This window comes from uncultured Chitinophaga sp. (assembly GCF_937874145.1).
In the GTDB taxonomy this organism is placed as follows: domain Bacteria; phylum Bacteroidota; class Bacteroidia; order Chitinophagales; family Chitinophagaceae; genus Chitinophaga.
In genome coordinates this window covers 1-13,298 of sequence record NZ_CALNBI010000061.1, presented here as the reverse complement: position 1 = coordinate 13,298, position 13,298 = coordinate 1, and the positions used below count along the sequence as shown (strand labels likewise).

Genomic DNA, 13,298 nt, shown 5'->3' with positions numbered 1-13,298 from the left:
CAGGCGCCTTTTGCAGCATGGAGCGGATAGACTGCAGCACGGAATCCTTCCCGTGAACGGCGGTTGAATCCGCCTGCTGCCCGAATCCGGCTACGGAAAACAGGCAGCAAAGTATGGCGGTCAGCCAGAAACGGGAAGGATAGCCGGATCGTACATGCATACCCAACAATTTACAATTTTCCCGGCTCATTGTTGGAAGGATGCGAAATAAATCAGCGTTACGCAGCGAGCGCCGCTTCCATGCGATCCAGCATTTGCAGCCAGCTGGGATAAGCGCCTGTTCTGCGCGCAACGTCGGCCGGAGCAGCCTGATGGAGGATGATTTCGGTGCGATTGTCATCCAACGCGTGGAAGGTAACGGAGACAAGCGTTTCGTCCGGCCAGGCGGGATCCATGCCGGCTTCGGCGGAAGTGCGGCGGTTACCCTCTTCGTCGGCGATGGCGATATTGTACACGATTTTTTCCGGCGCTTTCACTTCGAGGTATTCGCCCACGCACCAGCAATCCTTGCCGTCGGGTGTATGCACGCAGGAATGGAAGCGCCCGCCGGGCCGGATGTCCAGCGTGGTAAAATGAATGCCGCAGCCATCGGGGGCAAACCAGCGCGGGAGATGTTCGGGGTCGCTCCAGATCTGGAAAACGAGCGCGCGGGGAAAGTTGACCGTCCGCGTGATGTGGACTTCATTTGCCGCGGGACTTGCGGTGTTTGTCGTGTTTTTCATGTTTTGATTTTTTTGATTCGGGTTCTATTTTCAGGAGATAGGATTCCATGATATTAAGGGTCTTGTTCCAGGAAGCGGTGTATTGGGCTACCCAATCGGCCACTTCCGACAGTTTTTCGAGCCGTACTTCGCAATGGCGTTCCCGTCCTTCTTTCCGGATCACCACCAGCCCGCATTCTTCGAGGAGCTTTACGTGCTCTGAAACGGTGGGGCGGCTGGTATCAAAATAATCCGCGATGGCGTTCATCGTCAGCGGGCGGTCGGCCAGCAGTTGAATAATGCCCCGGCGGGTGGGGTCGGCTATCGCCTGGAATACGTCTCTTCTTCTTTCCATTATGTAGGCATTTCCCTACAAATATAGGAATATGTAGGGATTTACCTACATATTATTTTGGGCTGGATAAAAAAAGGGAACAACAGGCGTTGTTCCCTCTGATACGTTTTACTGGCGGGTAGAAAATCAATCGTCCATCGCGTCCCTGTCAGCCACGCTCACCCAATCTCTTAATTCTTCAAAATCGTTGAAAACAGGACAAATGATGCGCAGGAACTGGCTCCTGTCTTCTTCAGATTGAAAAAAAGCCAGCAGCGAACCAGCTTCCGCATCAAACTGAATCCGGGAAAGCAAATTTGCGTCCAGTTCCATGAGGATTTGTGAAATATGCCCCTCCCAGCATGGCCCATTTCCTTCATATCCCATTTCTTCGAAAAAATTGTAGTAACGGGGAAACAAGGCGTCGGATTCGAGGGCAGCGATCAAGCCGGGAGCGCCTCCGTCGTCGTACAAAGTAAAAGGGAATGTTTCTCCAACTTGTTGGTGCGATTGGGTCATTCGGAAAGAATTTTAACGGTACGGGAATATTTTTAGCGAAAAATAACACATATTACAATCATATCCACCTTTAGACATTGAAACATAACAACGAACAGTCCGCCGACCGCAAGCTGGAACGGGGGCTTCAAAACCGCCACATTCAGCTGATCGCCCTGGGAGGCGCCATCGGCACGGGACTATTCCTCGGCATCGGTCCGGCCGCCGTACAGGCGGGGCCTTCTGTGATTTTAGGGTATGCGCTGGCAGGGGTCATCGCATTTTTTATTATGCGCCAGCTGGGCGAAATGGTCGTGGAAGAACCGGTTTCCGGGAGCTTCAGCCACTTCGCCTATAAATACTGGGGCACCTTCGCGGGCTTCGCTTCCGGATGGAATTACTGGGTGCTGTACATCCTCGTAAGTATGTCCGAGCTCACCGCTATCGGCATTTACGTGCAGTTCTGGTGGCCGGAGATCCCCTTATGGGCGTCCAGCCTTTTCTTCTTCATCACTATCAACGCCCTGAACCTCAGTTCCGTGAAAGTTTACGGGGAAGCCGAGTTTTGGTTTTCCATCGTGAAAGTAGTGGCTATTATCGCTATGATCATCTTCGGCGTCTACCTGCTTTTCAGCGGGAACGGCGGCCCGCAGGCGAGCATCAATAACCTCTGGAACGACGGCGGCTTCTTCCCCAAAGGGCTCCTCCAGTCCGACGGGCAGGGCAATTACCAGGGCCTCCTCGCCGCGCTGGCCTTGATCATGTTCTCCTTCGGCGGCCTCGAGCTCATCGGGATCACCGCCGCGGAAGCCGACCAGCCGGAGAAAACCATCCCCCGCGCCACCAATCAGGTGATTTACCGGATCCTGATATTCTATGTAGGCGCCCTTATCATTCTTTTCGCCCTTTCCCCCTGGAAAAATATTACGACAGACAGCAGCCCCTTCGTGATGGTATTCGAAAGCCTCAAAGGCTTCCAGTTCACCATGTTCGGCAAAACCATTTATTTTACCAGCCTGATCGCCAACGCGCTCAACCTGATTGTGCTCACGGCGGCATTGTCGGTTTACAACAGCTGCGTATACAGTAATTCCCGCATGTTGTACGGCCTGGCCGAACAGGGCAATGCCCCGGCTATCCTGTCGCGCCTGAACAAAAACCACGTACCCGTGCTGGCTATCGTGATTTCTGGTTTGTTTGTGGCGATCTGCATCATCATCAACAAGCTCATGCCCGAAAAGGCCCTCCACGCGCTGATGTCGCTGGTGGTATCGGCACTCATCATCAACTGGCTGATGATCAGCGTGGTGCACCTGAAATTCCGGCAGCGTTATAAAGGCGGCATGGCAGCCACGAAGTTCCCTTCGTTCCTCTATCCCATTTCCAATTACATCTGCCTCATCTTCCTCACCGGCATCCTCGGGCTCATGCTGCTCACCGGCATGGCGCTGCCCGTGATGCTGATCCCTGTGTGGCTGGTGTTCCTTTACATCTGTTACAAAGTCGTGAAAAGCAGGAAGAACAGCGCGGCACTATAATTCATTTGCTTTCAAATACGTGAAAGGGGCAGCACCATCCGGAGCTGCCCCTTTCCCATACCGGGGATTTACCTTTTAGCATTCTACTGCACCACCCACCAGTTATAACTTTCCGGCGCCAATGTTACCGTCATTTCGATGTTGTAATTACGCCCTATGGTGTATGATTTCGCCGTAACGCCATTGGCCAGCAGTTTGGCGGTGCTGGTAAGCCCCGTATAATACAACGGAATGCTGATGGTACGGGTAATGGGCGTTTTAAGGGGATTGTAAAGGATGAGGAATCCTTTCTCTTTGCCCTGCGGGTCCGCATGCAGGATGCCATCCCAGTCACGGCCGTCGGCGCGGCGAAGGTGAACGACGTCGGCATTGAGTACCGTGCGGTATTTTTTGTACCAGCTCACCATTTCTTTCACTACTTTCTTCGTTTCTTCCGTATCGTACAGGCGCGGGCCGCGGTAGCATGCCTGGATGCCTGCTCCGTAATATTGGAACATCAGCTGTTTGTAATCATCCAGGTGATCCTTGAGCGGTTCCAGCACCGCTTCGGGGCCTCCGCCCTGGTATTTGGTCAGCGGCACAAAGCCCCAGCCCATGGAGGGCGTCTTCTCCCAGGTGCCGTCATAAATGTTCTGGCGGTTCAGGATCTTCTGTTGGTCGCGGGACAGGGAGAAATTCACTTCGCGGTAGCCCAAAGCGATCTTGTGCGTGCCGTCCAGGAAATACCAGTCGGGCGCGTTGATGTATACGCCATGCTCGTTGAGGTCGCGGTAAAGCTCTTTCTGGATTTCCATCTGGCGCCATTGCGAGTCGTGCGCATCCTTGTGGCCGGGGTGCGTGGTGGAACCGCAGACGTCGCCGGGATAGGGACCGTCGTTCTCCCATATATCGAAACCGGTCTGGTAGATGAAATACTTGATTTTATCCCGGTAAGCCAGCCCCCATTCGCTGCCGAAGCAGGGCGCGTTGCCGAAAAAAGCGCCGCCCGGCTTGCCGGTGGCGGGGTTGATAACATCGTCTTTATCGCTGATGCGGCGCGAACTGAACAGCGAATATCCGCCGATCAGGATGCCTTTGCCGTGCGCGTAATCGCTGAGCGATTTCCAGCGGGCGATATTGGCGGCCGAAGTGTCTTCCATGTTGACGTGGCTGCCGAAGCTGAGGATCAGCGCTTCGTAGCCCGTGGCAGCGCATTGGTCGATGGCGTCCGTCACCTGTTGGTCGTTCTTGCTCACCAGGTGCATGAAGATGGGATTGCTGGTGGTCCAGGGCGCGATGGTGCGGTACATCTTTCTTACCGCCAGCCCGCGCCTTTCACGGTCGTAGCTGTCCATCAGCAGCTCCCAGGTAGCTGGCGAGGTAATCTTTTCGCCATTGGCCAGGTCCACCGCCGTCACTTTATCCGGGTAGGCTTCGAACAGGCAGGGCGTGCCGTAATCGTAATTCACCTGCGAGGTATAAGACGAATCCTTTTTCCAGTGGGAGGTTTGGTCGCTGATGGGGTATTGCATGGCGTTGTTGAACGCGTAATTCGTTTCGAAGTAAATGCCCTGGGGCTTTTTAAGCTGATGAGGCTGCCCGATCACGGCGCTTTCTTCTTCCACCATACCCAAAATTTCATGAACCACCTGGTTCACCGCAACAGTTGCTCCGCTTTGGTTTTCCACGGTCACCCATTTGGCGATGAGCGGCAAACCGTCGTAAATCGCGTAGCTGACGGTTACCTGCAGTTTTTCGGTGCCGGCGGCCTTGCCTGCGTACAGGAAATCGATCTGCCGGCCGGTGGCCTGTTTGCGGTTGGCAGCCCAGTATTTCCCCGTCCATTGCACCCGCGGCTTCAGCTCTGAAACCGTGTGGCGGACGTAAGCGAAATCGTTGGCGCCCGCGGTAAACTCGTCGAGCCAGGCCGGCAGCAGGTATGCGTTTTCCCGCTGGCCGTTCAGGCCGCCCACGTTGTACGTTTTACCATTGACCGTGATGCGTGCTTCGGGCTTCACGGCACGGAGGAGCTGCTGGCCGTTGCTGAGGTTGATGTAATCGTAGCAGGCCACGTTGGGGCTGATCCGGAAAGAACGGGAAACAAGACCGTTGCTGAGGGTCACGTCTTTCCCTTTCTCCGTTATTCTCGCTATTTCGGTGACTGGCGTGATGAGCCAGTCGGTTTTCCGGGATGCGGGAGACTGCGCGGTGGCGGCGGTGGCGGCCAGCAATATGCCCATCATCCATGTCCATTTCTTATACATAGCTTCAATTTAGGAGTAGCGGACGGCTGGCGCCCGGAGATACGTGGATAGCCGGGCGTCCGTCCATGTTACCAATGTACGAACTGGGGTCGGCCCGTTCAATGCCTGATTACTTGCAATCGATTGTGAAATAATTCCTCATTACATTAAGGCAAAATGGTATCATGGGGTTTATTATCTTAGGGCGCCGCAAACCTAACGGCGGCCGGCTTATGAACAACAGCAACAGCCCGATGCAAACCCGCGGGCTACTATCGATACTCGTCGTGCTCCTGATCTGGGGCAGTTCTTTTTCGGTGACGAAGTTTGTGGTGACGGAAGTGCCTCCCCTCACGGCGGCTGCCATCCGCAATACGATCGCCTGCCTGGCGCTGCTGCCGTTTTACCTGTTGAGCCGGCGGAAGTCGAAGCCGCCGCTGCCTTTCGGAAAGCTGACACTGATGGGGCTTTCGGGCACTACGATCTATTATCTCTGCTTCAATACCGGCATGCATTACATTCCTGCCAGCACGGGAGCCATCATCGAAGGGCTGGTGCCGGTGGCCATCGCCATTCCTGCCGCGCTGTTCCTGAAAGAGCACCTCAGCGGGAGGCTCGTGGCCGGTATTATATTGTCGGTCATCGGCGTGATATTAGTCGGATTTGTTGGCACATCCGGGGAATCGAAAAACGGCCCCCTGGGCAGCGCGCTCATTATAGGCGCTGTGTGCCTCTGGAGCGTGTACACGTTGTTATCCCGTACCGTGAAGGATTACGACACGTTGCAGGTGACGGCCGTCAGCATGATGATCGGCACCGTGCTCTCCTACCCGATCGGCATGCTGGAAGTACAGCAGCTGGGATGGCCGGTTATTTCCTGGCAGGCCTGGCTGGGGCTCTGCTATTGCGGCATCCTGGCGTCCGCGGTGGCCTATTTCCTGTACAACAAAGCCCTCGAAAGCCTGCCCGCCGCGCAGGTTGGGAATTTCCTTAACCTCAACCCCGTCATCGGCGCCATCGTGGCTTTCATCTTCCTGCACGAATCTTTTACCGCGCTGCAATGGGCCGGCGGCGTACTGGTGATCGCCGGTATCTGGCTCAGTTCTAAAAAGAGCGATCCGCAGCCCGAAAAATAGTTGTCAGTTTTCCGGTTGCCGCCCTTTCCCGGCCAGCCTACCTTTGCATCAAACACAACGCCCATGCTTACCCGCGAAAGAATGTACCAGGCGATCCTCGAAAAAGACAGCACGTTTGAGGGCACTTTCTTCACCGCCGTTAAAACCACCGGCATTTTCTGCCGCCCCACCTGTACGGCCCGCAAGCCGAAACCGGAGAACGTGGAGTTCGTGACCACGGCCAAAGAGGCCATCCAGAAAGGTTACCGCCCCTGCAAAGTGTGCCGCCCGCTCGAGAAAAGCGGCGAAACGCCCGCCCCTATCCGCGAGCTGATGGACGCGCTCGCCGCCGATCCTTCAAAGAAATTCAGGGATGAAGAACTGGTGCGCCTGGGCCTGGAGCCCAGCGCCATCCGCCGCTGGTTCCTGAAAAACCACGGCATCACCTTCCACGCCTACCAACGGATGTTCCGCCTCAACTCCGCTTTCCGCCACCTGCGCGACGGCGCCCCCGTCACCGATGCCGCTTTTGAATCAGGGTATGACTCCCTCAGCGGCTTCGCCGATTCCTTTAAATCCGTCTTCGGTGTGGCGCCTTCCAACAGCCGCCACCGCAACCTCATCAATATCGAACGACTGGAAACACCCCTCGGCACCATGTTCGCCTGCGCGGCGGACGCCGGTATCTGCCTGCTCGAATTCTCCGACCGCAAAATGCTCGAAACGGAGCTGAAGGATATCGCCCGCCTGCACAACGCCGAGATCATCCCCGGTCATAATCCCCACTTCGACATCCTCCGCCTGCAACTCGGTGAATACTTCGAAGGAAAGCGGTCCGCCTTCACCGTGCCCCTCTTCATGCCCGGCACGCCTTTCCAGCAACAGGTCTGGGAACTCCTCCAAACCGTACCCTACGGAACCACCAGCACCTACAAGCGGCAGGCAAGCGCTCTCGGCATGCCCGCCGCCATCAGGGCCGTGGCGCGCGCCAATGGCATGAACCGCATTTCCATCCTCGTTCCCTGCCACCGCATCATCAGCGAAGACGGGCAGCTGACAGGCTACGGCGGCGGCGTCCACCGCAAACAGTGGCTCCTCGGTTTCGAGAAACGAGCCGCTGCAAAGCCGGACAGTCCCTGTGCCGAAACCGGACACATATAAATAATACTAATCTTCATAACCTTCATTTTGATATCGACATTGTTTTGGCATTGCCTTGGTAAAGAGGAAACACATGATCCGCAACTACCTCAAAATCGCATGGAGGAACCTCCTCAAAAACAAAACCTTCTCGCTGATCAACATCGCGGGATTGTCGATCGGAATGGCCGTTGCCCTCCTGATCGGGCTCTGGCTGCGCGATGAACTGACTTACAATAAGAATTTCGCCCATTACGACCGTATCGTGCAGGTGATGCAGCACCAGACGTTCAACGGCGTCACCAACACCCAAACCGCCAATCCCTGGCTCATGGCCGAAGCCATCCGGGAGAAATACAGCAGCGACTTCAAATATGTCGTGCAGTCTGGCTGGAACGACGGGTACGTGCTTTCGCATGATGGCAAAGGGCAGACGCGCGTGGGTAACTTCTTCGAACCCGCATTTACGGAAATGTTATCGCTGGAAATGATAGCCGGCACCCGCGACGGGTTGAAAGAAGTGAATTCCATCCTGCTGTCCGAATCTTCCGCCCGGGCCTTTTTCGGGGACAGGGAAGCGCTGGGGCAAGTCCTCAAACTCAACAATAAATTACCTGTTACGGTAACGGGCGTATATAAAGACCTTCCTGAGAATTCCGAGTTCGGCAACCTGCAATTCATGTGCCCCTGGGACTTGTTCCTTGTCGACAATCCCTGGATCCAGGCGATGGACAATCCCTGGCGCTCCAATTTCACGCAAACCTACGCACAGCTGGCCGATCATGCCGATCTCGCAACAGTTTCTGCGAAGATCAGGAACGTGAAGCTGGATAAAGTGCGTGCGGAGGAGAAAGCGTTCAATGCGCAGGTTTTTCTCTGGCCGATGCGCAACTGGCACCTGTATGCGGAATGGAAAGACGGTAAGAATATCGGTGGAAAAATCAGCTCTGTATGGCTTTTCGGGATCATCGGCGTGTTCGTGCTGCTGCTGGCCTGCATCAATTTCATGAACCTCAGCACCGCCCGCAGCGAGAAGCGCGCGCGGGAAGTGGGCATCAGGAAGGCCGTGGGCTCGCACCGGGCGCAGCTTATACTGCAATTCTTCAGTGAATCCACCATGCTGGCGTTCTTCGGTTTCGCTCTATCGGTGGCGCTGGTCCAGGCGGCCCTGCCGGCATTCAATACCATCGCGGGCAAACATATGTCCATGCCGTTCGGCGAGCCGGCGTTCTGGCTGGCGGGGATGGCGATCATCGTGTTGACGGGCCTGCTGGCGGGCAGCTATCCCGCGCTGTACCTGTCTTCTTTCCAGCCGGTGAAAGTTTTGAAAGGAACGTTCAAGGCGGGCCGCAATGCCGCTATCCCACGCAAGGCGCTGGTGGTGTTGCAGTTCACCGTGTCGGTAGTGCTGATCATCGGCACCATCATCGTCTTCAAACAAATCCGGCATGCGCAGGACAGGCCCGTTGCCTATAACCGGGAAGGCCTGATCTACGTGTTCATGTCCACCAACGAATTGCGTTCGCATTACGAGGCCATCCGCAACGACGCGCTGGCTTCCGGCGCGGTAACGGAAGTGGCCAAAGCTTCCGGGCCGCCCAATGACGTGCAGATGATCAATAACGGCTACACCTGGGAGGAAATGGCGCCCGGCGCGCAGGGGAATTTCGCGGCGGTGGATGTGTCCCACGATTATGGCAAAGCAGTGCAATGGGAAGTGGTGCAGGGCCGCGACTTCTCGCAACAATTCGCGTCCGATTCCAATGGTGTGATCCTGAACGAGTCAGCCATTGCATTCATGCAGATAAAAGACCCCATCGGCAAAGTCATCAGAAAAGACGGCCAGCCATTTATCATCGTAGGGGTAGTAAAAGATATTTTGATGGGATCGCCTTACACGCCGGTCTTCCGCACGATCTGGCACATCGATGGCAGCGGTGGCAACCTCTTTCTGATGCGGCTGAACCCGGCTAAACCTACGGTGGAGTCCCTGAAAAAGCTGGAGGCTGTTTTCGCAAAACATAATCCCGGCATGCCTTTCATGTACGATTTCGTGGACGCGAAATACAAGATGAAGTTCCTTTCCGAGCAACGGATCGGCCAGCTGTCTGCCTACTTCGCCGTGCTGGCGATCTTTATCAGTTGCCTGGGGCTCTTCGGTATGGCGAGCTTCATGGCCGAACAACGGACCAAAGAGATTGGCGTGCGCAAAGTAATGGGCGCTTCGGTGTTCAGCCTGTGGCGGCTCATGTCCGTCGACTTCGCCATCCTCGTGCTCATTGCCCTGGCTATCGCCGTGCCGGCAGGCTGGTGGGGCATGCAGCGCTGGCTGAGCAGTTACGAATACCGGACGGATATCTCCTGGTGGACCATCGCCCTGACCTGCATCGGCGCCATGAGCATCGCCCTTCTCACCATCAGTACGCAAAGCATCCGCGCGGCTATGACGGACCCCGTCAAAAGCCTGCGGTCCGAATAATCTTTTCTTCTATCGCTTGCAAGCGGCTCCGGAAACGGGGCCGTTTTGCTTTACACAAAAACTACATTGTTATTGCCCAATTTCCCTTATCTTTGTATAGAGTCTGAATGGAACTCGATTCTGTAGTAGGACTCCCCCGGTAGCGAAAGCTACCTTTTTTGTTATAGTTCAACTATACCGTAGGGATTCTTAGCAGTCACAACTCTTAGTATTACGTTTTCCAAACGTTTATAAAAATTATCTCCTCCTTTCTTCTTCACATAAGCATTGGGCTCATATAACTGCCTTGCACAATATGCGACGACGTCATTCATTTGATGCATAAATGAAATTTGAGAATCACGAAAAATTGGATCTTCTATGATGTAATTCAAACGAAGATTTCGTGATGCTCCACCATACATACTTGGAATCATATTAAAATGACGCATTTTTCTAACCAGACTTCTGAGTTTATTCCCATCGGTATTATCTGACAGAATAATTCCCATATCATCAGGATTACGTGGCCCAGGGAAATTCCTATAGCTTAACGTATTCTCAAATCTCATCAATAAAGCATTCCAGGCGTGTAAAAACACATCGTAATCAGATGCCTTTCCATGCTTATCAACGACGACTGAAAAAATGCTCATTTCTCCCTGACTATTTAACCAGTCGATGCATTTCTTTATAATATCCAGTCTATCATTCCGTGCTATGCGTACTAATTCCCCTGGTTTGTTGATAAAGTGAGTACAATGTATTTCGTCACGAATCTTCAATCCTTTCCTTCGCTTTAATTCCTGACGAAACATTATCAAATCCTTCAATGTACTCCGCCATCTCATTTCATGAATAACTATTGCAGATAAAATAAAAAATCTAGTTGGGCTTGATGGTGGCAATCCTATATCACCACTCTCATCAACATACAATAAATACATTGCTACTCAATTACTGTTTATAGTATCAAAATCAAATAATAATGAGAAACATCCTTATGATTAGATGAATGCTATAACAGTAAAAAAAGAGTGTTCATTTATCTAAAAGGGTGATGCCGGGCATATCACTTCCGCATAAAAATCCCCGACAACAAACGCACCACCAATAACGACGCAACGCTGAAACCCAGCGTCAGCCACCAGTCTATCGCAGGCATCATCTGCAGGCGCAACGCTTCCGCTACAGGTGGAATGAACAGGCACAGCAATGTAACGCCGGCACTGAGAAAAATCGAGCCGATCAGGTATTTGTTGCGCATTACCGGGCCTCCCAGGAATTTCTCACGCGGCTCTTTCATATTCAATGCATGCAGCAGTTGAGACAGGATGAGCGTGTAGAACAACACGTTGTTCGCCGCCATGACGTCGGTATCCCCTTCCCGGAAATATTCCGCCGTAAACGCCGCTCCCAGCGCGCTTCCGCCAATAACCGCGGCATACACCCATATCCAGGTCCAGCCGTTGCGGCTGAGGATCGGCTTGCGCGGGTCGCGGGGATTTTTCTGCATTACCGTAGCGTCGCCTTCTGTGAAACCCAGGGCCATCGCGGGAAATACGTCTGTGATCAGGTTGATGAAGAGAATTTGAATAGCCACCAGCTGGAAGGGAATGTTGAAAGTAGCGACCAGCCCGATGACCAGCAGCTCGCTCAGGTTGCAGGATAAAAGGAAAATGATGAACCTGCGGATATTGGCGAAGATCACCCTGCCCTGGCGCACCGCCATCACGATGGACTCAAAAGCATCATCTTTCAGCACCATATCCGCCACCTCCTGCGACACCTGCGTGCCCCGTATCCCCATTGCGATGCCGATATCTGCTTTTTTAAGCGCTGGCGCATCGTTGACGCCGTCGCCCGTCATGGCTACGATGTGATGGTCTTCCTGCAACCCGTTCACCAGGTCCAGCTTTTGTTTCGGGCTCACCCGCGCAAATACGGCGGCGTTCTCCCATACTGCGGGGTCTTTTTCCAGCTCGCGCCCTGTTACCACAGGCTTCTGCCCTTCCTGCACGATCGCCAGCTGCTGCGCGATCGTTGCCGCCGTTGCGGGGTGGGCGCCGGTGAGCATCGGCACCCGGATCCCAGCGCCATGGCATTCGCGGATCACTTCCTTTACGCCGCTGCGGGGCGGGTCCATGAAGCCTGTGATGCCGAGGAACACCAGCTCCTCCAGCATCTCCCCGGGACGGTCGTTTGCTTGCCTGATGGCGTAGCCAAGGGTTTTGAGCCCCGAAGCCGCCAGTTTCTCCGTGGCGGTCATCCAGGACTGTTTGTCTTCATCCGATAATGCCGCCTGCGTACCGTCTTTCCAGATGGCGGTGCAATAGCCCAGGAGATCTTCCGTGGCGCCTTTGGCAGACACGCGAAATTGCTCTTCGCCCTGGTGCAGCGTGGCCATCACGCGGGTATCGGAATTGAAGGGGGCTTCGTCCAGCTTTTTAAAGCCTTCGCGGATGATATCGGCATTGTCGCCCGTTTCGTCCGCGAACTGCAGGAGGCTTACTTCGATGGGGTCGCCGATGCCTATGTCGCCGTCGAGCGTGGCGTTGTTGCAGAGCACGGCAGTTTCCCGGAGGAGGCGGAACGCCTCGTTTTCAGGGGCCTCTTCGCCCTGTTTCCAGGTGGCTTCGGGCTGCTGCGCCTCGGTGACCTGCATTTTATTCTCCGTGAGGGTGCCGGTTTTATCGGTACAGATGACGGTGGTGGCCCCGAGGGTTTCCACGGCCGAAAGCTTTTTGACGATCACATTTTGCCGTGCCATCCGGATCATGCCCCTTGCCAGGCTAAGCGTGGCCACCACTGGCAGCCCTTCCGGGATGGCTGCCACCGCCAGCGCGATGGAAGTTTTCAGCATGTCGAGGATGGGCACCTGGTTGAGGACACCAGCTCCGAAGATCAGGATCACAATGACCACGGTGATGCCGATCAGGCGCTTGCTGAAGCTTTCCAGCTTCTTTTCCAGCGGCGTGGCGGACTTCTGCGCGCCTGCCACCAGGTGGGCAATCTGACCCAGCTCGGTTTTCATCCCGGTGGCCGTCACCAGCACCCGCGCATTGCCGTTGCGGATGAAGGTGCCTTTATAGACCATATTCGAGCGTTCGGCCAGGGGCGTGTCTTCGGGGAGCTCGCCGGGGGATTTGTCGACCGGGAGGGACTCGCCGGTGAGGGCGGACTCGTCGGCCTGGAGGCTCGTGGCTTCGAGCAGGCGGCCGTCGGCCTGGACCATATCCCCGGCATCGAGGAGCAGTATATCGCCGGGGACGATTTCGGTGGAGGGGACTTC

Annotated in this window: 10 protein-coding genes; 4 read left to right on the top strand and 6 right to left on the bottom strand. The window is 54.9% G+C overall.

The annotated features are described in order from the left end of the window. Window positions 1-218: 218 nt before the first annotated feature. The 3 genes from Q0510_RS02785 to Q0510_RS02775 all read right to left on the bottom strand — a co-directional run bounded on the left by Q0510_RS02785 (window position 219) and on the right by Q0510_RS02775 (window position 1,554). Window positions 219-722 carry an SRPBCC domain-containing protein gene (locus tag Q0510_RS02785; RefSeq protein ID WP_298708027.1) on the bottom strand — a complete coding sequence of 168 codons (504 nt, stop codon included), beginning with the start codon at window positions 720-722 and terminating at the stop codon, window positions 219-221. Continuing rightward, window positions 682-1,056, bottom strand: a complete 375-nt coding sequence (locus Q0510_RS02780) for a metalloregulator ArsR/SmtB family transcription factor (protein ID WP_298708025.1) — start codon at window positions 1,054-1,056, stop codon at window positions 682-684. Before Q0510_RS02780 ends, Q0510_RS02785 begins: the two co-directional genes overlap by 41 nt. 126 nt (window positions 1,057-1,182) lie before the next feature. Then, window positions 1,183-1,554: an Imm51 family immunity protein gene (locus Q0510_RS02775; protein WP_298708023.1), complete on the bottom strand. Its 372-nt coding sequence runs from the start codon at window positions 1,552-1,554 to the stop codon at window positions 1,183-1,185. 77 nt (window positions 1,555-1,631) lie between these two features. Here Q0510_RS02775 and Q0510_RS02770 point away from each other — a divergent pair, with 77 nt between their 5' ends. After that, on the top strand, window positions 1,632-3,071 hold the full coding sequence (locus Q0510_RS02770) for an amino acid permease (protein ID WP_298708021.1): 1,440 nt from the start codon (window positions 1,632-1,634) through the stop codon (window positions 3,069-3,071). Between the two features lie 83 nt (window positions 3,072-3,154). Here Q0510_RS02770 and Q0510_RS02765 read toward each other — a convergent pair whose 3' ends face one another. After that, the gene (locus tag Q0510_RS02765) at window positions 3,155-5,314 is read right to left on the bottom strand and encodes an alpha-galactosidase (protein WP_298708020.1); all 2,160 of its coding nucleotides are present in this window, start codon (window positions 5,312-5,314) and stop codon (window positions 3,155-3,157) included. A 164-nt stretch (window positions 5,315-5,478) separates the two neighbouring features. Here Q0510_RS02765 and Q0510_RS02760 point away from each other — a divergent pair, with 164 nt between their 5' ends. The 3 genes from Q0510_RS02760 to Q0510_RS02750 all read left to right on the top strand — a co-directional run bounded on the left by Q0510_RS02760 (window position 5,479) and on the right by Q0510_RS02750 (window position 10,027). After that, window positions 5,479-6,429, top strand: coding sequence for a DMT family transporter (locus tag Q0510_RS02760; protein WP_298708018.1), 951 nt, complete (start codon window positions 5,479-5,481; stop codon window positions 6,427-6,429). A 63-nt stretch (window positions 6,430-6,492) separates the two neighbouring features. After that, on the top strand, window positions 6,493-7,569 hold the full coding sequence (locus Q0510_RS02755) for a bifunctional transcriptional activator/DNA repair enzyme AdaA (protein ID WP_298708016.1): 1,077 nt from the start codon (window positions 6,493-6,495) through the stop codon (window positions 7,567-7,569). A 73-nt stretch (window positions 7,570-7,642) separates the two neighbouring features. Then, window positions 7,643-10,027, top strand: a complete 2,385-nt coding sequence (locus Q0510_RS02750; protein ID WP_298708014.1) for an ABC transporter permease — start codon at window positions 7,643-7,645, stop codon at window positions 10,025-10,027. 161 nt (window positions 10,028-10,188) lie between these two features. On the opposite strand, the gene Q0510_RS02745 is transcribed toward Q0510_RS02750, so the two are convergent. Together Q0510_RS02745 and Q0510_RS02740 are read right to left on the bottom strand one after the other, a co-directional pair. After that, window positions 10,189-10,953, bottom strand: a complete 765-nt coding sequence (locus Q0510_RS02745) for a DUF3800 domain-containing protein (RefSeq protein WP_298708011.1) — start codon at window positions 10,951-10,953, stop codon at window positions 10,189-10,191. 125 nt (window positions 10,954-11,078) lie between these two features. Next, window positions 11,079-13,298 (bottom strand): cation-translocating P-type ATPase (locus Q0510_RS02740; RefSeq protein ID WP_298708009.1); only part of this gene is annotated, 2,220 nt, incomplete at its 5' end.

Bases quoted from the DNA above. Each gene is read 5' to 3' on its own strand.
- Q0510_RS02775 (WP_298708023.1), bottom strand. From the start codon at position 1,554: ATGACCCAATCGCACCAACAAGTTGGAGAAACATTCCCTTTTACTTTG.
- Q0510_RS02780 (WP_298708025.1), bottom strand. From the start codon at position 1,056: ATGGAAAGAAGAAGAGACGTATTCCAGGCGATAGCCGACCCCACCCGC.
- Q0510_RS02745 (WP_298708011.1), bottom strand. From the start codon at position 10,953: ATGTATTTATTGTATGTTGATGAGAGTGGTGATATAGGATTGCCACCA.
- Q0510_RS02785 (WP_298708027.1), bottom strand. From the start codon at position 722: ATGAAAAACACGACAAACACCGCAAGTCCCGCGGCAAATGAAGTCCAC.
- Q0510_RS02765 (WP_298708020.1), bottom strand. From the start codon at position 5,314: ATGTATAAGAAATGGACATGGATGATGGGCATATTGCTGGCCGCCACC.
- Q0510_RS02750 (WP_298708014.1), top strand. From the start codon at position 7,643: ATGATCCGCAACTACCTCAAAATCGCATGGAGGAACCTCCTCAAAAAC.
- Q0510_RS02755 (WP_298708016.1), top strand. From the start codon at position 6,493: ATGCTTACCCGCGAAAGAATGTACCAGGCGATCCTCGAAAAAGACAGC.
- Q0510_RS02760 (WP_298708018.1), top strand. From the start codon at position 5,479: ATGGGGTTTATTATCTTAGGGCGCCGCAAACCTAACGGCGGCCGGCTT.